Source organism: Pseudarthrobacter sp. NPDC055928 (genome assembly GCF_042270935.1).
Lineage (GTDB): Bacteria > Actinomycetota > Actinomycetes > Actinomycetales > Micrococcaceae > Arthrobacter.
The window spans coordinates 119,798-137,376 of record NZ_JBHJZH010000011.1; the positions used below are offsets into that span (position 1 = coordinate 119,798).

The window sequence follows — 17,579 nt, forward strand, 5'->3', positions numbered from 1 at the left end:
TCCGGCGCCATAGGGTTGATAAATGGACCACCAGGAACCGGGAGGAACAGCGCGTGACCAAGCGCAAGGCTGAGGGAAATGGCTTGCTTCACTCCACCGGGGCCACAGGAAGGCCCTCCCGCCAGGCGGTCCTGAGCGTCCTGGAGCCTGCCGGGCCCACCCTGGGCGTGGCACTGGTACTGCACGGCGGCAAGTCGCACAGTTTCGAACCTGTGGAGGCCCGTCACCTGAGTCCGGCGCGGATGGTTCCCTTTGCCAGGCACCTGCACCGTGCCGGCAAGGACCATGGCCTGGCCGTGTGGTCGTTGCGAAACAGCACAAGGGGCTGGAACGGCCAGGACATGACGCCCCTGCAGGATGCCCGGTGGGCGTTGGAGCAGATCAGGCAGCAACACCCGGGCGTCCCGGTGTTCCTGCTGGGCCACTCCATGGGAGGGCTGACCGCCGTATCAGCGGCCGACGATCCCCAGGTGGCAGCCGTAGTTGCCCTCGCACCCTGGCTCAGCGGCGCGACGCCCTCCTCCCGGGTTGCAGGGAAAAGGGTACTGATCGTCCACGGGACCACCGACCGCTGGACCAGCCCCTCGGAGTCGCTTAAGTTTGCCCGCCGCGCAACCGGTGAGGCCGCGTCCATGCAGTACGTGACCCTCAGGGGGGCGGGGCACTTTATGTTCCGGCGGGTCCGCTTATGGCATGCCTTGGCGACAGGCTTCATCATTAAGGCCTTTGCCGAGGCAACCGGGGCGGGACCCATTTCGTCCAGGGCGCTGGATGAACTGTTGCCCGCATCATCGGTACAGGTCACCTTGTGAGCCCTTTCCCGTGGCCGGAATTCGTGGCTTCGCTCCCCTGGACGGCCTTAACCGTTGTCCTGGTCCTGGCCGTTACGTTCGCCGTGGCCGTCCGGCAGGACAGGCATTCCGTCATGGATGTCGCCTGGGGACCGGGTTTTGTGGCGGTTGCTGCAGTGTCTTGGTTTCTCTCCGCCAGCTCCGGCGATGACCTGAGGCGGCTGCTCCTGCTGGTCCTGACGGCCATCTGGGGACTCCGCCTGGGCACGCACATCGGCTGGCGCGCACGCGACGGCCACGAAGACCCCAGGTACAAGGCGATGCTGGACGCGGCGCCGCATTCGCGCAACGTCTATGCGCTCCGACGTGTCTACCTGCCCCAGGGCGTGGTCATGTTCTTTGTCTCCCTCACCCTCCAGGTGGGAATGTTCTCCACAGGCCCTGCGGGGTGGCTGGCAGCGCTGGGAGTCATGTTCTGGCTGACCGGCTTCGTTTTCGAGACGGTGGGCGACTGGCAGTTGGCGCAGTTCAAGAACGATCCGTCCCGTCGGGGCACCGTGCTGGACTCGGGCCTCTGGCGCTACACGCGGCACCCCAACTACTTCGGTGATGCCGCGGTGTGGACTGGCCTGTTCCTCATTGTTGCCGAGTCCTGGCCGGGCGCCCTGACGCTGCTCTCACCAGCCCTGATGGTGTGGACGCTGGCGGGCAAGACGGGCAAGCCCCTGACTGAGAAGGCGATGTCCGGCCGTCCGGGCTACCGCGAGTACGTCGAGTCCACCAGCGGGTTCATCCCCTGGCCACCAAAGCGACGGTGACGCCCCCAAGTAGGTAGCAGCAGGTGTCGTTTTGAGGGCTCATAACGACATCTGCTGCTACCTAGTTGGGAAGGGCGGGTCAGTCCGAGACGATCAGCGTTTCCGCACCGGCCTGCCGCGCCTTGCCGCTGTCCAGCAAAGGCTCGACGGCGGCACGCAGGGCCGTCATGGAGTCGTCCAGTTCCAGCATGACCGGGTGCTGGTACGCGATGAGCGAGAGCAGGTCGCGGACCGCTTCGGCGGCGTCGGCGGCGTCAAGGGCCGGATCATGCCCAACAAAGACGTCCGTGGCCGCCGAACCAGGTGCGGAACCTTCCTGGGCCAGCGGGTCCTGGGATGCCTCGGCATAGCTCACTGCAAACGCACGGATCCGCCCTTTCTTGCTGGGCGCAACCCCAGAGCCAAAGGCGGACTCCGGCTCGGCCCGCAGCACGATCGCACCGTGGGCGCCGGTGAGGTCGTCAAGGAAAAGCTTCTGCACCTGCCCCATGGACAGCACGCCCGGTGAATCCCAGTCGTGGATGGACGTGTAGTACCGCCCCACCACATCGGTCAGCTCGACGGACCCGGTAGCGAGATCCATGACAACGTCGGAGCCGGCGTTTTCGTCGTTGGCGGGCCGGCCGCCGTCGTCCTTGGCCGGGAAAACCGGCAGCTTCAGGGCGCCGGGTTCCACTACCACCAGCCGGGAACGCTGGATGGCCGACAGTCCGAAGGCTTCGGCGAACGCGGCCCCGGGGCTGCCGGGCTGGACCTTCGCGCGGAGCTTGGTGACGCCCGACGGCGCGTGTTCGGCTTCGCGGCGGAGCATGGTCAGGAGCGTGGCACCGATGCCTGACCGGCGGTGGTCCCGCGCCACTTCGATGTAAGCCCACAGGCGTTCAGGGTGCAGCGAAGCCTCGTAGACCACGCCTGCCGCCACCGGAATGCCGACGCCGTCAATGACGTCCTCGGCCACGATGGTCCGGCGCCAGGGAGTCCCATCCGTACCTGCTGAGGAAACCGTCAGGGCCCCGCGGAACTGGCCGGCCTGGAAGGTTTCCGGATCGCCCCAGATTTCCAGGAGCGCGAGGTCATCGCCCTCTCGCCACTCGCGGTATTCGATGGCCATGCTCAGGCGCCGATCAGGCGGGCGGCCAGGTAGCCTTCCACCTTGTCCAGGGACACGCGTTCCTGCGTCATGGTGTCCCGCTCGCGGATGGTCACGGCGTGGTCGTCCAGGGTGTCGAAGTCCACGGTGATGCAGAACGGGGTGCCGATCTCATCCTGGCGGCGGTAGCGGCGGCCGATCGCGCCGGCGTCGTCGAAGTCGATGTTCCAGTTCTTGCGCAGCTGCGTGCCCAGGTCCTTCGCCTTCGGCGACAGGTCCTCGTTGCGGCTCAGCGGCAGCACGGCTGCCTTGACCGGGGCGAGGCGCGGGTCCAGCTTCAGGACAGTGCGGACATCGACGCCGCCCTTGGCGTTGGGAGCCTCGTCCTCGGTATAGGCGTCGATCAGGAACGCCATGAAGGACCGGGTGAGGCCGGCGGCGGGCTCGATCACGTAAGGCGTGTAGCGCTCGTTGGTGGCCTGGTTGAAGTAGCTCAAGTCCGTGCCGGAGGCTTTGGCATGGGTGGAGAGGTCAAAGTCCGTACGGTTGGCGATGCCCTCGAGCTCGCCCCATTCCGAGCCCTGGAAGCCGAAGCGGTATTCGATGTCGGTGGTGCCCTTGGAATAGTGGCTGAGCTTCTCCAGCGGGTGCTCGAAGAACCGCAGGTTGTCCTCACGGATGCCCAGGCCGGTATACCAGGACATACGCTCCTTCATCCAGTACTGGTGCCATTCCTCGTCCGTGCCGGGCTCTACGAAGAATTCCATTTCCATCTGCTCGAATTCACGGGTGCGGAAAATGAAGTTTCCGGGTGTGATCTCGTTGCGGAAGGACTTGCCGATCTGGCCGATGCCGAACGGTGGCTTCTTGCGCGAGGTGGTGAGGACGTTGTTGAAATTCACGAAGATGCCCTGCGCGGTTTCCGGGCGCAGGTAGTGCAGGCCTTCGTCGCTGGCGACGGGGCCCAGGAAGGTTTTGAGGAGGCCGGAGAATTCCTGCGGTTCGGTCCATTCGCCGCGGGTGCCGCAGTTGGCGCAGGCGATGTCCTTCAGGCCGTTTTCGGCCGGGCGGCCCTTCTTTTCCTCGTACTCTTCCTCGAGGTGGTCCGCGCGGTACCGCTTGTGGCAGGACAGGCACTCCACCAGCGGATCTGAGAAGACGTCAACGTGGCCGGAGGCCTCCCAGACCTGGCGGGGAAGGATGACGGACGAGTCCAGGCCAACTACGTCCTCACGGCCGCGGACCATGGACTGCCACCACTGGCGCTTGATGTTTTCCTTCAACTCGGCACCAAGGGGCCCGTAGTCCCATGCAGAACGTGAACCACCGTAGATCTCACCGGCCTGGAACACGAAGCCCCTCCGTTTGGAGAGGGAAATGACCTGATCGAGAACGGATTTTGGTGCCATGGTGGAACTCCAATTTCTACAGGGCCGCTGGGTGCGGTCCGCGGGTTATCTGGCCCCCGGAATCACCGTGGGCGAAACACCTCTGGTGGCCGGGCGGGGCGGGCGAAGGAAACATTGCAGAAAGCTGCGTGTCCTAGCCTACCGGCCGCTACCTCCGGAAGGCGCCCCGGGGCCAGGGCAGTGTGGCCAAGACGATGGCGGCCAACGTGAGGATGGTGCCCAGCACGGTGGCGGGCGCCACGATGGTACCCGGAGCTGGGACCAGGAGGTCAAGGCCAAGGGAACCCAGCAGTTGCCCGGCGATCATGCCAAGCCCGGTGACCAGGACCCCGAGGCTGCGGACCAGAAGAGCACCGAGTCCGATGAACACGCAGCCCATGGGTCCGCCGACGTAGTACCACCACTCCCCCGGCAGCGGGCTTCCCGGCCCTGCCAGCGCAACCTTGATTCCCCAGGCGGTCCACAGCACCACAGTGCCTGCCACGAAGTTGACCAGCGTCGCGGCGATGGGCGTGCCGTAGTGGACAGTGGCGGTTCCGTTCATGGCCTGCTGGAAGCTCATCAGGAAACCCGCCGCCACGGGGAGCAGGAGCGGCAGCAGCAAGGCGGCGGGGCCGCCGTCGGCCGCTGTACCGGACCCGGACCCCGCTGCGAACCGCGGGGACACAGCCCAAGCCACAGCGGCGATGGTCAGGACGCAACCGATGATCCGGATGCCGGTCACCGGCTTCTTGCCGGCAGGGCCGATGCCCAGACGGTCCACCAGCAGGCCGCTCAGGGTCTGGCCGGTCACGGTGGCCACGGTGAACAGGGCAACGCCCAGGAGCCCGACCGTGAAGGACTGGGCAAAGACGAAGAGCGCCCCAATTCCGCCGGCCAGGACATAAACGGGAGGAAAGGCGCGGCTGCGGACGGCGGGAACGATCCTTGCCAGGCCGGCGCGCCCCTTAGGCAGGACCAGCGAAATCAGCACCATCAGGACCAGGCCTGTGCTGAAACTCACCACGGACGCGGCTATCCCGTCATTGAGCCTGGCACCGAGGGCGCCGTTGATCCTTCCCTGGACCGGGATCGCCAGGCCTGCTCCGACTGCCATCGGAAGGCCTGCCAGCAACGGCAGCCGGGGGGTGTGGGTCATTGAATTCACCTTACGTCAGGCATCATTGCTTGTATGAGCAACCCGGATATTGAAGAGATCCCCATCCGCGACAGCATGATCCGCCTCGGCCAGCTCCTGAAGCTTGCCAGCCTCGTGGAGGACGGCGTGGAGGCAGCCGAGCTGATCAAGAACGGTCTCGTCAAAGTCAACGGGGATATAGATGACCGCCGCGGGCGCCAGCTGCGCAACGGCGACACCGTCACCGTCAACGGTCAGACCGTGAAGGTCGTCGCGCCGCAGGCCTGATATTCCCGACGGCGTGCGGCGGGCCGGACACTGCGGCCGCGCGCCGCCGTCGTCCGCTTTTCTGGCTCAGTAATCTTTACTTCTTCAGGACCTCGTGCGTCAGGAACTCGGACACGTGCCCGATTTCCTGCTGGTTGATGCCGTGCCACATGCCCGTGTAGAGCACCTTCGTGAGCTTCACGTGCTTGCGGACCCAGCCCATGGTGAAGTCGATCTTGTCCGGGGTGATCACAGGGTCCTGCTGGTCTCGGCCCCAGAACATGGGGATGCTGCCATCCAGTTCGGAGTCGCGGAACGTGGGATCATCGCCCGCGTCAATCGCAAAGCCGGAAAGGCCGACGACGGCAGCGAAGTCAGTGGGGCGCTGCCGCAGCAGCGTGGTAGCCATGGCCATGCCCATGGAGAAGCCGAGCAGCGTCACCGAGGGATGGCCAACCTTAATGGTGTCAATCCATTCCAGTAGGTAGCCGGAGGCCCTCTTCACGGCGTCCAGGGAGTAGTCGATCGACGCCGTCAGCGGGAACCAGGTAAAGCCCGGCCCCATGGCCATCGGAGCACGCACCGAAGCCACCGCAAAGTCCGCCGGCAGCATGTCTGCAAGGCTCAGGAGATCCTGCTCGTTGGCGCCGTACCCGTGCAGCAGCACCAGCAACGGCTTTCCGTCACGCTGGTCCTCGGGCTGGGACCACAAAACAACAGGGGCAGGAAATACTTCGGCTTCAGTCATGGTTTCCATTCTTACAGTTACCCGACGGTAACAACCTACGTTGGCGTAGCTTGAGAACGAACAGGCAGGATAGGACCGTGAGTGAAGCCAAAGCCATGCAGAACCCGCCTTCCGCTGTGGAATCCCATCCCTGGACCCGCTATGTGGCCATGGGCGACTCCTTCACGGAGGGGATCGGCGACCCCGAACCGTCCCGCCCCGGTGGCTACCGCGGCTGGGCTGACCGGGTAGCAGAGGAGCTGGGCCGGGGCCAGGAGGATTTCGCCTACGCCAACCTCGCCGTGCGGGGCAGGCTCCTCCAGCAGATCGTGGACCAGCAGCTTGCACCGTGCCTTGCCCTGAAGCCTGACTTGGTGACGCTGTCGGCCGGCGGGAACGACCTCATCCGGCCCGGCGGCGACCCCGACGCCCTCGCGGAGAAGCTCGATTCTGTGGTGCAGATATTGGGCATGGGCGGAGCCACGGTGGTGCTCTTCAACGGCCCGGACACCGGGTCGTCAGTCCTGGGCCGGGTCCGCAGCAAGGTGGCCATCTATAACGAGAACCTGCGGACCGTCGCGGCCCGGCATGACGCCATCATCGCCGACATGTGGTCCCTGCGGCAGCTCAGCGACCCGCAGATGTGGGACGAGGACCGGCTGCACTTCTCTCCTCTGGGACACCACACCATCGCGGCCATGGTCCTGGACGCACTCAACGTCAGCCATACACTGGAGCCGCTGCAGCCCAAGCCGCTGCCACCCCGCACCTGGCGTGAGGCCCGCACCGGGGACCTTGTGTGGGCACGCGAATACTTTGTGCCGTGGGTAGTGCGGAGGCTCCGTCACCGTTCCTCCGGCGATGGGATCACCGCTAAGCGCCCGACGCCGGGACCCGTGTTCGGTCCGGGCGTCCCCTTGGGATCCGGTGAAGGTCCGCTCGGTTCCACCGACGCGGGCCGGCACTAGCGGCGGAACGGCCCGGGGCCGGCAGGGTGCAACGGGGGATGGCCATGGAACCGGATACGGTGGTGCGGCTGCGTCTCCGGTCCCAGATGCTCCGGGGATCGGCCGCGGAATCTCCCGAGGCTGCCCTGCGCAAGCTGCTGGCCGTGCAGGCACAGGAATTTCCCTACGCCCGCTGGAGCCTGGCGCAGCGCGCCTCGCAGCACACCTTCGGGGACCTGGACCGTTCCACCGATGGAGGACCAGCCGCCACGGCCGCGGACGTCGAGGAGGCCGTAGCAGACGGCCGGATCCTGCGCACGCATATCCTCCGGCCCACCTGGCATTTCGTCCACCGGGACGATCTGCGGTGGCTGCTGGCATTGTCCGCGCCCCGGCTCCACCAAGGCAATGCAGGCATGTACCGCCGCACCGGCATCGACGCCGCCGTGGCCGCCCGGAGCGGGGAGGTGCTGGCCAGGGCCGTCGCCGGCGGAAACCACAAGACCCGGGAACAGCTCGCGGCCACTCTTCAGTCTGCCGGCTACGCGGGAAAAGGACTGGAACTCGCCTACCTGATCATGCACGCCGAAATCAGCGGCGTGCTGGTGAGTGGTTCGCCGGTGCGGAGCCGGGGCGGTGCTCTGAAGCAGACCTACGCCCACTTTGACGAGCGGGTCCCGGCGGGACCTGTGAAAGTTCCCACCCGGGAAAACGCGCTGGCCGAACTCGCCGTGCGGTATTTCACGAGCCGCGGCCCCGCGACGGTCAAAGATTGCGCCGACTGGTCGGGGCTCACGATGGCCGATGTCCGGCAGGGCGTGCTTCTTGCCCTGGACCGGGATCCCGGGGCCCTCGGCACAACGGCGATTGACGGCGTGGTGTTCTATCACAATGCCGGGCCTGGCGGCTCCGGTGACGAGACCGGCAGCCAGCCCAGCGGACCTCGGATCGACCTCATCCAGTGCTACGACGAATATGTGATGGGCTACTCCGCAACAAGGCACTACCTGGGCGGCTCCGCCCCGGCGCTTCCTGTCGACGGTGCCCTGATGCACGTGGTGCTGCTGGACGGTCGGATGGCGGGCTCCTGGCGGCACACACTGCTTTCGGGCCGCTGCGAACTGGATATCCGGCTGTTCGCCTCCACCGATCCGGCACCAGGCTCTGCGCTGGACGTTGCCATCGGCGACGCCGTGGACAGGTATGCGGCTTTCCTGGGCATCCCCGCGGTCCGGGTGCCGTCCGGGGCTAAGCTGGAAGGACACACATGAGAGGCGTTACACCGTGAACAGCTTGTTCTTCTGGATCATCATTTTGTCGTTCCTGATTCCGATGGCGATGCGGATGTACCGGAAATCCGTCAACAAGCGGAACCAGGACCAGAGCTTTTCCGGGCGTTACCCCGACCAGTTTCCGGGCGGGGGCCAGTTCCCCGGGCCCCAGAGCCGCCAGCCGCGGGACGGCTACACGCAGCAGGATTACATGAGCGGCGGATTCCGCCAGATCAACGGCCCGCAGCCCCTGCCGCCCAGCCAGCCGCTGCCGCCCATGATGCCAGTGCCGCCCGCAGACCAGCAGTTCCCGCCCTACGGCCAGCCTGTGCCGGGACAGGCAGCGGAGGCACCCCAAAAGCCTGCCGCCCCTGCAACTCCCCCGCCGCCGTCGGCCCCCCAAGGCTACCGGGCCCGCAAACTCGCGGAACTGGACCAGCAGTACAGCAACGGCGAGATGGCCGTGGACGAATACATGAAGCGGCGCTCCGAAATCATGGACGGCTGACCAGCCGGCTTCCTAGGCTTCCGGAACGTTCGTGGCGCCGTGAGGCGCCCGGTCAGACCAGGAAATTCTTCCGGAGTTGGCTCCCCAGCTGGCCGATCTCCGTCAGGAAGCCGTCGTGGCCAATGGGCGCTTCGATAACGTGGACATCCACGGCTCCCGGAAGCGCGGCAGCGAGCTCCTGCGACTGCGACGGGAAGTAAAGCCGGTCCGAGTCCACCGCGGCAACAAAGAACTTTGCGGACGCCCTCGCCAGGGTTTCGTTGAGGGTTCCCCTCCCCCGGCAGACGTCGTGGCTCATGAGGGCCTCGGTGATGGCGATGTAGCTGTTGGCATCAAAGCGGCGGACAAGCTTGCTGCCCTGGTGGTCAAGGTAACTCTCCACCTGGTAGCGCCCACGGTCCCCCAGCGCGGCTGCCCGCAGCGGCGTTTCGGGAGTCTGGGCCGTCCGCCCGAACCGCCCATCGAACTCCTGGGCTGATCGATAGGTGATGTGGGCGATCCGCCGCGCCAGGGCCAGCCCGTCCTCCGGGAAAGGCCCTCCATAGTAGTCGCCACCGTTGAAGTTGGCGTCCTGGCGGATGGCGAGCGTCTGGGCCTGCGCAAAGGCGATCTGCTCGGCGGTGCTGGCGGCACCGATCGAGATCACGGCGCAACGCTCCACCCGTTCGGGGTAAATGAGCGCCCACTCCAAGGCACGGGCACCGCCCATGGAACCGCCCAGCACCGCGTACCAGCTCCGAATGCCCAGCTGGTCCGCCAACCGGGCCTCGGCGGCGGTGCTGTCACGGAGGGTCACCAGCGGAAAGCGGGAACCCCAGGGCCGGCCGTCGGGAGCAGGCGAGGACGGCCCGGTGGAACCGTAGCAGCCGCCCACAATGTTGATGGACACCACAAAGAACCTGTCCGTGTCCACCGGCGCGCCTGGACCGGCAAGTTGCTCCCACCAGCCCGGCTCGTCGCTGTCACCGCGTGTCACGTGCGTGCTGCCGGTCAGGGCGTGCTCAATGAGGACGGCGTTGGAGCCGTCCTCATTGAGCGTTCCCCACGTTTCATAGGCGAGCGTGACCTCGGGCAGGTATCCGCCCGCTTCCAATTCAAGGCCGCCGATGCTGGCGTAACGGACCACGCCGTTTTCGGGTACTGCGGTACGGGAGACGGTAATCGTCATGTGGAGACCTTTTCTACGCGCTTGCCCGCCGTCGAATGACCGGCAGGCCAGGTCTTCACCCGGGGCACCCCGCCGCGAAAGGAGGGTTGCCGGCCAGCAAGCCGGGGCTGTCGCTGGCACTCATGACCTTCTCCGAGTGTACGAAACCAGCCCCGGATCTGGCTAAGAGTGTGACTGGTTTGTGACTCCACAATGCCTCTCCTGCCGGGCGCCGGACTCCCGGGGCCGGGAATCCGGCGCTGAAACCGCCTTAGAGAGCCGCCTTGGCCGCCCGGAAACCTGCCTCCAGGTCCGCCAGGATGTCATCGATGTGTTCGATGCCCACGGAGAGGCGGACCAGCCCCGGCGTAACGCCCGCAATTGCCTGCTGCTCCGGGGAGAGCTGGCTATGGGTGGTGGACGCAGGGTGGATGACCAGGGACCTGACGTCGCCGATGTTCGCCACATGGCTGTGGAGCTCCAAGGCGTCCACAAACCGCTTGCCCGCCTCGGCCCCGCCGGCCAGGTTGAAGGCCACCACGGCTCCTGTGCCCTTGGGGCCGTACTTGCGTCCGCGCTCGTACCAGGGGCTCGAAGGCAGCCCCGCGTACGCTACCGACTCGACGTCGTCACGGGCTTCCAGCCACTGCGCCACCGCAACGGCGTTCTCAACGTGCCGCTCCACCCGCAAGCTCAGCGTCTCCAGGCCCTGGGCGATGAGGAAGGCGTTGAAGGGCGATACTGCGGAGCCGAGGTCTCGGAGGAGCTGGACGCGGGCTTTGAGGATGTAGGACAGGTTGGCGCCCAAGGCGCCGCCGGCGCCAAGGTCACGGGCATAGACCAGCCCGTTGTAGGTGGGATCCGGGGTGTTGAAACCAGGGAACCTATCCGGGTCTTGACCGAAGTCGAAGTTGCCGGAGTCCACGATCACCCCCGCGATCGCCGATCCGTGTCCGCCAAGGTATTTGGTGGCCGAGTGGACCACAATATCGGCGCCCCACTCCAGCGGGCGTATGAGGTACGGCGTGGAGAGCGTATTGTCCACCACCAACGGAACGCCGGCCTCGTGGGCGGTCCGGGACACCCCTTCGATATCGAGGACATCCTGGCGCGGGTTGGACACGACCTCGGCAAAGAACAGTTTGGTGTTCGGGCGGACGGCCTCGCGCCACTGGTCCAGGTTATCCGGGTCCTCCACGAACGTCACCGAGATGCCGAACTTCTTCAGCGTGTACCCCAGCAGGTTGTACGTGCCGCCATAAAGGCTGGGGCTTGCCACCACATGGTCCCCGGCTTCGGCGATATTGAGGATGGCGAAGGTTTCGGCCGCCTGCCCCGAGCTCAACAGGAGGGCAGCCAACCCGCCTTCCAGGCTGGCGATCCGTTGCTCCACGGCGTCCTGGGTGGGGTTGCCGATCCGCGTATAGATCGGTGCCAATTCTGCGAGCGCGAAGCGGTTGGCGGCGCTTTCGGCACTCGGGAAGACGAACGACGTCGTCTGGTAGATCGGGAGGGCACGCGCCCCTGTGGCGCTGTCCGGCTCCTGGCCGGCGTGGATCTGGCGGGTTTCAAAAGACCATCCGTCGGACATTCAAGGCTCCTTTGACATGGGCCCGGCATGCTGGGAGCACCACGGGCCGCGCTTGCCGCCCGGCCGTTGCGGGGCAGCCAGGTCCTCACCCGGGGCACCCCACCGCGGATGGAGGGTTGCCGGCCAGCGAGCCGGGGCTTGGCGCTGGCGCTCATGACCTGCGTTCAGTGTAGGAACCGTTCGACGGCGCGCAACAGCATTGTGACGAACATGGTCACCCGGCGCTCTTCCCGGGGGTGATGGAAAGCCCGATGTCCACTCGTGACGCACCCGAAAGTTGGTAAGGATACCCTTAGCTGAGAGCCCGATCACAAAGTGCCAAGATGAGGGCATGCGCATGGATCACGTCTCTTACGCCTGTGAACACGATGGCCTGGCTGCCACCACCGAACGTATTTCGTCCGCCCTCGGCGTTGAAGCCGTAAAGGGCGGAGTGCACCCCCGTTTCGGAACCCGGAACATGATCATCCCTCTCGCGGGGCACAAATATCTGGAAGTAGTCGAGGTGCTTGACCACCCGGCATCGGACAAGGCACCGTTCGGACAGGCCGTCCGGGCACGCTCCGCTGCCGGCGGCGGCTGGATGGGGTGGTGCGTCGAAGTTGACGACCTCGCCCCCTTCGAAGCACGCCTCGGCCGCTCCGCGGTCAACGGAAACCGCAAGTTTCCCGACGGCCGCGAACTGGTCTGGAAGCAGATCGGCATCCTGGGCCTGATCGCGGACCCGCAGGTCCCGTACATGCTCAAGTGGGAAGGCGATCCCGCCCTCCACCCGTCCAACGCCTATGACAGCAATGTCAAGATGTCCTGCCTGACCATCGCCGGTTCCGCTGCACGGGTGACCGAATGGCTGGGCGAACCGGTGGAGAAGCCACTTGAAGACGTCGCCGTGGACTGGGTAGCTCCGCACGGGACCCCTGGCATCCTGTCCGTCACGTTCGAGACCGCCTCCGGAGCAGTCACCATCTGATTGCTTTCTTCCGCCGGGCCAGCACGGCCCGTCGGGCAGCCATGCCCGGCAACATACTTCGGCCGCCATCAGCGGGTGCCAACGATGCCACCCACCGATGGCGGCCGAATCCCTTTAACTTCCCCGGTTAACTTCCCCGGCCTTAGTCTGCCTAACCGAGGCCGACGGCCTTCCCAAAGAGGCTGAAGCCGACAAACGCCACGATGTCCAGCAGGGCGTGGGCAATGACCAGCGGCATAACGCGCCGGGTCCTGGTGTACAGCCAGGCGAAGACCACCCCCATCACAGCGTTCCCAATGAAGGGCCCGAAGCCCTGGTAGAGGTGGTAGCTGCCGCGCAGCATGGAACTGGCGAAGATCGCCAGCGGAACGCTCCAGCCGAACGCGCCGAAGCGGTTCAGGAGGTACCCCACCACAATGACTTCCTCCACGACGGCATGCCGCAGGGCGGACAGGATCAGCACAGGCACCGTCCACCAGTACGCATCCAGTGCGCTGGGGATGATGGCGGTGGTGATGCCCAGGGCCCGGCCCGCAGCATATAGGCCGAGGGACGGAACGCCGATCAGCGCTGCGAGGCCCAGCCCCTGGAGCATGTCGCGACCGGGCCGGGCAAAGTCGAAGCCGAGCTTCCGGAACGCCGAGCCGCCCTGCGGGGCCCCGGAGGTGGACTGCCGGTGGTCAGTGAGGAAGTAGATGACCAGCAAGACCGGAACCAACGCGAAGATGATGTCCAGCAGCTGGTAGGTGAGATCAAAGTATTCGCGGGTGCTCTGTGAGCGGTTAAGCGTGGAGGTACCTTCAGCCAGCGGGGCGCGCGTCATCTTATCCAGCAGCTGCACCACTGAGTAGACAGCGGACTGCCCCAGCGACAGGCCCAGGACGATCCATACTTCGAGCCGCAGCCGACGGCGGGAGGGAACCAGCATGTTCCCATCTTGCCTGCAGTTTCTGGTTCTTTCCTGATTTGGGCTTCCCGGGAGGGCGTGGGCACAGGACTTATGCTTGGGGCTTATGAGCGCGCCAGGGAAAATCATCATGATCCGGCATGGCCAGTCCATGGCCAACGCTGATACGTCCATTTACAACCGCGTGCCGGACTACCGTATCCCGCTGACTCCCCTGGGCCTGGAGCAGGCCACCGAGGCAGGCGAACGGATCCGCCGGGAACTTGATGGCCGCCAGGTCTGCGTCTATGTGTCGCCGTACCTGCGTGCCCATCAAACCCTGGAAGCACTCAACCTCGGCAACCTTACGGAACGGGTGATCGAAGAGCCGCGCCTCCGGGAACAGGACTGGGCCAACTTCCAGATCAGCGGAGACATCGAGGACCAGAAGGAACTGCGCAACGCCTACGGCCACTTCTTCTACCGCTTCCGCGAAGGCGAGTCCGGCTCCGATGTCTACGACCGGATCTCCTCCTTTATGGAAACCCTCTACCGCCACTGGTCCAAACCGGACTACGCGCCCAACACCCTGCTGGTGACCCACGGGCTGACGATGCGGCTGTTTTGCATGCGTTGGTTCCACTGGTCGGTGGAGTACTTCGAGTCCCTCAACAACCCGGACAACGCCGACGTGCGGACCCTGGTGCGGACTGACGCGGACAAGTACGAACTGGACATTCCGTTCAGCCAGTGGGTGGAACGCCGGGTGGACGAGACGGTCCTGGACGCCCCGCCCATGGTGTTCTAGCGCTGTGGCGTCCTAATGCGGCGCCACGATCACTTCGGTTCCGTTGGCCTCGAATGCGGCCTTGTCCTCGGCAGAAATCCCGGCATCGGTGATGAGGCGGGTGAAGTCATAGCCGTCCATAGTGGCGAAGGCACGTACACCCACCTTGGAGGAATCGGCCAGCACGTAGGACACGCGCGCCCGGCTGGCGAGGAGTGCGTTCACCGATGCCTCCCCTTCCCCGGTGTTCGTGGGGCCAACTATCGGGTCGATGCCGTTGACTCCGATGAAGGCGATATCCAGGACCACCTTCTGCATGATGATGTCCGTGTACGGTCCCACGAGCTCGTAGGAGCGGGGATTCAGGATGCCGCCGGTCACCATGACCTTGATGTTGGGCCGGACGGCCAGCTGCGAGGCGATGTTGATCGCATTGGTGACGACGGTCAGCGTTGGCTGGTTGGCGGGGGCGTTGAGGTCCTCGCGGGTTGCCAGGATCTGCGCCAGGGCGGTGCTGGTGGTGCCGCCGCACAGGCCGATCACGGCCCCGGGCCTGATCAGTGCCGAGGCCGCCTGGGCGATTTGTTCCTTGGCTTCGGCGTGGTCGTCTCGGTTGTATCGCCCGGGAAGGTCGTAGGCGAGCGCTCCGGTGGTGGCGCCGCCCCGGGTGCGGGTCAGCAGCCGCCTCTTGGCCAGGCTGTCCAGGTCGCGGCGGGCCGTGGCGGGCGAAACAGCAAGCTGTGAGACGATCTCCTCAACCTCGACCTGGCCGGTCTTCGCGAGGATATCCAAGATGGCCGTCAGGCGGTCGGTACGGGTCATGGGGGCCTCTCAGCGTCAAACAGTCACTCGATTATGACGTTTTCTGATTGTATCAGACCCGCAACGATCATAAAGCGTCAAAAACTGCCTGAGGCTCAGCGCACCCGTACACCCGCCCGCCACACAGCGTACGTGAGCGGCATGCCCGGGCGGTAGGCGAGATGGGTGGCGGAGGGTGCGTTGAGCATGTGCAGATCCGCCCGGTGTCCGACGGCGAGGGATCCCACCGCCCGTTCGCCGTCGGCGTCGTGCCCGGAGTCCCGGTGCAACGCCAGCGCGCCGCCGTACGTCGCGGCCCGGACCGCCTCATGGACGCTGAGCCGCATCTGCAGCACGGCCGTTGCCACACAGAAGGCCATGGAACTGGTGTAGGAGGTGCCGGGGTTGCAGTTGGACGCCAGCGCCAGCTGCACCCCGGCGTCCAGCATTGCCCGTGCCGGGGGCAGCGCCTGCCGGGTAGAAAGGTCGCAGGCGGGAAGGCACGTGGCGACGGTCCCGCGCACGCCGGTGCCCGTTGCGGGGTCCCAGCCAGCCCAACTCTCAGCCAGCGCGGCTACGTCTTCAGCCGACAGGTAGTTGACGTGGTCCACGCTCGCCGCGCCCAGATCCACCGCCAGCTGCACCCCGGGGCCCTGGCCCAGCTGGTTGCCGTGTACCCGGATCCCCAGCCCGGCATCCCGGCACGCCTCAAGTACGCGGCGGGACTGCTCCGCAGTGAAGGCCCCCTCCTCACAGAAGACGTCCGCCCAGCGGACATAGGGGCGGACGGCGTCCAGCATGGGCCCGCAGACGAGCTCTGTGTAGGCATCGGCGTCCGAGCCGGCGGGTACCAGGTGTGCGCCCAGGTAGGTGACTTCGTCGACCACGGTGGAGGCGATCCGGGCACTCCGGGCCTCGTTTTCGGTGTCCAGCCCGTACCCGGTCTTCGTTTCGAGATACGTGGTGCCCAGGGAGACGGCCTCGGAAACCCGTGCCATCGCCAGCCTCGTGAGGTCGAAATCGGACGTCTGCCGGGTGGCGTCGACGGTAACAGCGATCCCACCGGCCGAATAGGACTCTCCCGCCATCCGTGCTTCGAACTCCGCGGTGCGGTCGCCGGCGAAGACCAGGTGCGTATGCGAGTCAACCCAGCCGGGCAGCACCGCGCGGCCGCCGGCATCGACGGTGTCATCGGCGGCCGGGGCTGAGGCGGCGGCACCCAGCCACGCAATCCGTTCCCCTTCGACCACTATGGCGGCGTTTTTCAGGACCCGGTGTTCCAGGTCCTGGGTCATCAGCTCGGCGATATTGGTGATCAGGGTGCTCATGAGTCTATTCTTCAACGCCGAATGGACCAGCGCGTGGCGGCCAGCGCCTCCGCTGTCCGGAATGCCGGACTGTGGTCGACGCCGGTCCCGGAGCCCTGCCCGGCGAGGATCTGGGCGGCCGCGAGCTCGGCCATGGCCGCCGAGGTCTGGAACCCGTAACCGCCCTGGCCGGCGAGCCAGTAGAACCCGCGTGCCTCCGCGTCGAAGCCGGCCACGGGCACGCCGTCGGCCGCTTCGGTCCGGAGCCCGGTCCAGGCACTGCGGATTTGGCCGATCCCGAGGGTGGTGACCTGGTTGAGCTTGGCGATCAGCCGCTCCACGTCGCCGGGCCGGGGCCGGGCGTCCTCCGGCCCGCTGGGGACAGTTTCCGAGGGCGAAATCAGCACGTCAGTCCCCTCTCGCCGGAAGTAGAACGTGTTGTCCGCTGCCGCCACCATGGGGCTGTGCTCAGGCAGGGGACGTTCGACGCCGACAATCGCCGCGGTGCGCCGGTACGGCTGCAACCCGAGCTTCTCCACTCCGCTGATGACGGCGAGTTCGTCGGCCCAGGCGCCTGCGGCGTTGACCATCACACCGGACTGGAAAGCCTCCTGCCCGGCACCGATCTCCCAGCCTGAGCCCAACCGTTGGGCGGAATGCACTCGGGCGCCGGTAATAATGTCCGCGCCGGCGGCTTCCGCCCGCTCTCGGTGGTCGGCCAGCAGCAGGGGGGCGTCGCAGCCGAAGGATCCGGTATCCAGGCCCGCGGCGGAAAACGTGTCCGGCACCAGCGCCGGACACAGCTCCAGTGCTTCGGCCACTGAAATGGGGCTCATGTGGCCGCTGGCCTCGGCACGGACAGCCTCCTCAGTGCCGATGAGCATAAAGCTGCGCGGCGACAGGACCGGCCGGGGCAGTTCCGCATCCCTTGCCGCCATCAGCTCCAGCGTGCGGGCCGTCAACTGCTGCACTACGGCCGGACCGTAGCTGGGGATCAGCTGCCGGGCTGAGCGGGAGGACGTGTGGTACGCCAGCTCCTGTTCCGCCTCCACCAACGCAACGCTGCAGCTGGCGGCGAGTGCCGACGCCAGGGACAGGCCCGCGATACCGCCGCCGACAATGAGGACATCGTAATGTGCTGCCAT

The 17,579-nt window shown here is 66.1% G+C and carries 18 protein-coding genes and 2 riboswitches; of the genes, 8 read left to right on the forward strand and 10 right to left on the reverse strand.

Features of this window, described 5'->3' with window-relative positions; genetic code table 11:
• Positions 1 to 83: 83 nt before the first annotated feature.
• Together ACFC25_RS14700 and ACFC25_RS14705 are read left to right on the forward strand one after the other, a co-directional pair.
• The gene (locus ACFC25_RS14700; protein ID WP_376046429.1) at positions 84 to 812 is read left to right on the forward strand and encodes an alpha/beta hydrolase; all 729 of its coding nucleotides are present in this window, start codon (positions 84 to 86) and stop codon (positions 810 to 812) included.
• Complete coding sequence (locus ACFC25_RS14705) at positions 809 to 1,609, forward strand: DUF1295 domain-containing protein (protein WP_376046342.1); 801 nt, start codon at positions 809 to 811, stop codon at positions 1,607 to 1,609. The genes ACFC25_RS14700 and ACFC25_RS14705 overlap by 4 nt, the downstream gene beginning before the upstream one ends.
• A 79-nt stretch (positions 1,610 to 1,688) precedes the next feature.
• Here the strand turns inward: ACFC25_RS14705 and ACFC25_RS14710 are convergent, their stop codons facing one another.
• From ACFC25_RS14710 to ACFC25_RS14720, 3 genes are all read right to left on the reverse strand, one after another.
• Positions 1,689 to 2,720: a GNAT family N-acetyltransferase gene (locus tag ACFC25_RS14710; RefSeq protein ID WP_376046344.1), complete on the reverse strand. Its 1,032-nt coding sequence runs from the start codon at positions 2,718 to 2,720 to the stop codon at positions 1,689 to 1,691.
• A gap of 2 nt (positions 2,721 to 2,722) precedes the next feature.
• The gene (locus ACFC25_RS14715) at positions 2,723 to 4,108 is read right to left on the reverse strand and encodes a glycine--tRNA ligase (RefSeq protein ID WP_337347534.1); all 1,386 of its coding nucleotides are present in this window, start codon (positions 4,106 to 4,108) and stop codon (positions 2,723 to 2,725) included.
• A 148-nt stretch (positions 4,109 to 4,256) separates the two neighbouring features.
• Complete coding sequence (locus tag ACFC25_RS14720) at positions 4,257 to 5,246, reverse strand: DMT family transporter (RefSeq protein WP_337352601.1); 990 nt, start codon at positions 5,244 to 5,246, stop codon at positions 4,257 to 4,259.
• Between the two features lie 33 nt (positions 5,247 to 5,279).
• On the opposite strand from ACFC25_RS14720, the gene ACFC25_RS14725 reads away from it, so the two are divergent.
• Positions 5,280 to 5,513 carry an RNA-binding S4 domain-containing protein gene (locus ACFC25_RS14725; RefSeq protein ID WP_337352602.1) on the forward strand — a complete coding sequence of 78 codons (234 nt, stop codon included), beginning with the start codon at positions 5,280 to 5,282 and terminating at the stop codon, positions 5,511 to 5,513.
• A gap of 76 nt (positions 5,514 to 5,589) precedes the next feature.
• Here ACFC25_RS14725 and ACFC25_RS14730 read toward each other — a convergent pair whose 3' ends face one another.
• On the reverse strand, positions 5,590 to 6,240 hold the full coding sequence (locus ACFC25_RS14730) for a phospholipase (RefSeq protein ID WP_337352603.1): 651 nt from the start codon (positions 6,238 to 6,240) through the stop codon (positions 5,590 to 5,592).
• A gap of 95 nt (positions 6,241 to 6,335) precedes the next feature.
• Between ACFC25_RS14730 and ACFC25_RS14735 the strand changes: the two genes are divergently transcribed.
• The 3 genes from ACFC25_RS14735 to ACFC25_RS14745 are packed head-to-tail and all read left to right on the forward strand — an operon-like array spanning position 6,336 to position 8,945.
• Positions 6,336 to 7,187 carry an SGNH/GDSL hydrolase family protein gene (locus ACFC25_RS14735; RefSeq protein ID WP_337347686.1) on the forward strand — a complete coding sequence of 284 codons (852 nt, stop codon included), beginning with the start codon at positions 6,336 to 6,338 and terminating at the stop codon, positions 7,185 to 7,187.
• A gap of 44 nt (positions 7,188 to 7,231) precedes the next feature.
• Positions 7,232 to 8,437: a winged helix DNA-binding domain-containing protein gene (locus ACFC25_RS14740; RefSeq protein ID WP_337352604.1), complete on the forward strand. Its 1,206-nt coding sequence runs from the start codon at positions 7,232 to 7,234 to the stop codon at positions 8,435 to 8,437.
• Positions 8,438 to 8,450: 13 nt separating this feature from the next.
• Positions 8,451 to 8,945, forward strand: coding sequence for a hypothetical protein (locus ACFC25_RS14745; protein ID WP_337347529.1), 495 nt, complete (start codon positions 8,451 to 8,453; stop codon positions 8,943 to 8,945).
• Positions 8,946 to 8,997: 52 nt separating this feature from the next.
• Here the strand turns inward: ACFC25_RS14745 and ACFC25_RS14750 are convergent, their stop codons facing one another.
• Together ACFC25_RS14750 and ACFC25_RS14755 are read right to left on the reverse strand one after the other, a co-directional pair.
• Positions 8,998 to 10,113: a homoserine O-acetyltransferase gene (locus tag ACFC25_RS14750; RefSeq protein ID WP_376046350.1), complete on the reverse strand. Its 1,116-nt coding sequence runs from the start codon at positions 10,111 to 10,113 to the stop codon at positions 8,998 to 9,000.
• A gap of 12 nt (positions 10,114 to 10,125) precedes the next feature.
• A riboswitch (SAM riboswitch) is annotated at positions 10,126 to 10,241 on the reverse strand.
• A 122-nt stretch (positions 10,242 to 10,363) separates the two neighbouring features.
• Positions 10,364 to 11,683, reverse strand: coding sequence for a bifunctional o-acetylhomoserine/o-acetylserine sulfhydrylase (locus ACFC25_RS14755; protein WP_337347527.1), 1,320 nt, complete (start codon positions 11,681 to 11,683; stop codon positions 10,364 to 10,366).
• 43 nt (positions 11,684 to 11,726) lie between these two features.
• A riboswitch (SAM riboswitch) is annotated at positions 11,727 to 11,842 on the reverse strand.
• Positions 11,843 to 12,014: 172 nt separating this feature from the next.
• Here ACFC25_RS14755 and ACFC25_RS14760 point away from each other — a divergent pair.
• On the forward strand, positions 12,015 to 12,653 hold the full coding sequence (locus ACFC25_RS14760; RefSeq protein ID WP_337347526.1) for a VOC family protein: 639 nt from the start codon (positions 12,015 to 12,017) through the stop codon (positions 12,651 to 12,653).
• A 151-nt stretch (positions 12,654 to 12,804) separates the two neighbouring features.
• Here the strand turns inward: ACFC25_RS14760 and ACFC25_RS14765 are convergent, their stop codons facing one another.
• Positions 12,805 to 13,581 (reverse strand): type II CAAX endopeptidase family protein, encoded by a 777-nt coding sequence (locus tag ACFC25_RS14765; RefSeq protein ID WP_337352606.1) that lies wholly within the window; start codon positions 13,579 to 13,581, stop codon positions 12,805 to 12,807.
• 85 nt (positions 13,582 to 13,666) lie between these two features.
• Here ACFC25_RS14765 and ACFC25_RS14770 point away from each other — a divergent pair, with 85 nt between their 5' ends.
• Entirely contained in the window at positions 13,667 to 14,347 is a 681-nt protein-coding gene (locus ACFC25_RS14770) for a histidine phosphatase family protein (protein WP_337352607.1), read from the forward strand.
• Between the two features lie 12 nt (positions 14,348 to 14,359).
• Here the strand turns inward: ACFC25_RS14770 and ACFC25_RS14775 are convergent, their stop codons facing one another.
• From ACFC25_RS14775 to ACFC25_RS14785, 3 genes are all read right to left on the reverse strand, one after another.
• The gene (locus ACFC25_RS14775) at positions 14,360 to 15,148 is read right to left on the reverse strand and encodes a DeoR/GlpR family DNA-binding transcription regulator (RefSeq protein WP_376046355.1); all 789 of its coding nucleotides are present in this window, start codon (positions 15,146 to 15,148) and stop codon (positions 14,360 to 14,362) included.
• Positions 15,149 to 15,243: 95 nt separating this feature from the next.
• On the reverse strand, positions 15,244 to 16,455 hold the full coding sequence (gene hutI / locus ACFC25_RS14780) for an imidazolonepropionase (RefSeq protein WP_337347522.1): 1,212 nt from the start codon (positions 16,453 to 16,455) through the stop codon (positions 15,244 to 15,246).
• Between the two features lie 11 nt (positions 16,456 to 16,466).
• Positions 16,467 to 17,579, reverse strand: coding sequence for an NAD(P)/FAD-dependent oxidoreductase (locus tag ACFC25_RS14785; RefSeq protein ID WP_376046358.1), 1,113 nt, complete (start codon positions 17,577 to 17,579; stop codon positions 16,467 to 16,469).

What these genes read in the sequence shown, in the direction of transcription:
- ACFC25_RS14715 (WP_337347534.1), bottom strand. Translation starts at nt 4,108, where the DNA reads ATGGCACCAAAATCCGTTCTCGATCAGGTCATTTCCCTCTCCAAACGG.
- ACFC25_RS14740 (WP_337352604.1), top strand. Translation starts at nt 7,232, where the DNA reads ATGGAACCGGATACGGTGGTGCGGCTGCGTCTCCGGTCCCAGATGCTC.
- ACFC25_RS14760 (WP_337347526.1), top strand. Translation starts at nt 12,015, where the DNA reads ATGCGCATGGATCACGTCTCTTACGCCTGTGAACACGATGGCCTGGCT.
- ACFC25_RS14750 (WP_376046350.1), bottom strand. Translation starts at nt 10,113, where the DNA reads ATGACGATTACCGTCTCCCGTACCGCAGTACCCGAAAACGGCGTGGTC.
- ACFC25_RS14725 (WP_337352602.1), top strand. Translation starts at nt 5,280, where the DNA reads ATGAGCAACCCGGATATTGAAGAGATCCCCATCCGCGACAGCATGATC.
- ACFC25_RS14755 (WP_337347527.1), bottom strand. Translation starts at nt 11,683, where the DNA reads ATGTCCGACGGATGGTCTTTTGAAACCCGCCAGATCCACGCCGGCCAG.
- ACFC25_RS14730 (WP_337352603.1), bottom strand. Translation starts at nt 6,240, where the DNA reads ATGACTGAAGCCGAAGTATTTCCTGCCCCTGTTGTTTTGTGGTCCCAG.
- ACFC25_RS14735 (WP_337347686.1), top strand. Translation starts at nt 6,336, where the DNA reads ATGCAGAACCCGCCTTCCGCTGTGGAATCCCATCCCTGGACCCGCTAT.
- hutI (WP_337347522.1), bottom strand. Translation starts at nt 16,455, where the DNA reads ATGAGCACCCTGATCACCAATATCGCCGAGCTGATGACCCAGGACCTG.
- ACFC25_RS14775 (WP_376046355.1), bottom strand. Translation starts at nt 15,148, where the DNA reads ATGACCCGTACCGACCGCCTGACGGCCATCTTGGATATCCTCGCGAAG.
- ACFC25_RS14710 (WP_376046344.1), bottom strand. Translation starts at nt 2,720, where the DNA reads ATGGCCATCGAATACCGCGAGTGGCGAGAGGGCGATGACCTCGCGCTC.
- ACFC25_RS14785 (WP_376046358.1), bottom strand. Translation starts at nt 17,579, where the DNA reads ATGGCAGCACATTACGATGTCCTCATTGTCGGCGGCGGTATCGCGGGC.
- ACFC25_RS14770 (WP_337352607.1), top strand. Translation starts at nt 13,667, where the DNA reads ATGAGCGCGCCAGGGAAAATCATCATGATCCGGCATGGCCAGTCCATG.
- ACFC25_RS14720 (WP_337352601.1), bottom strand. Translation starts at nt 5,246, where the DNA reads ATGACCCACACCCCCCGGCTGCCGTTGCTGGCAGGCCTTCCGATGGCA.
- ACFC25_RS14765 (WP_337352606.1), bottom strand. Translation starts at nt 13,581, where the DNA reads ATGCTGGTTCCCTCCCGCCGTCGGCTGCGGCTCGAAGTATGGATCGTC.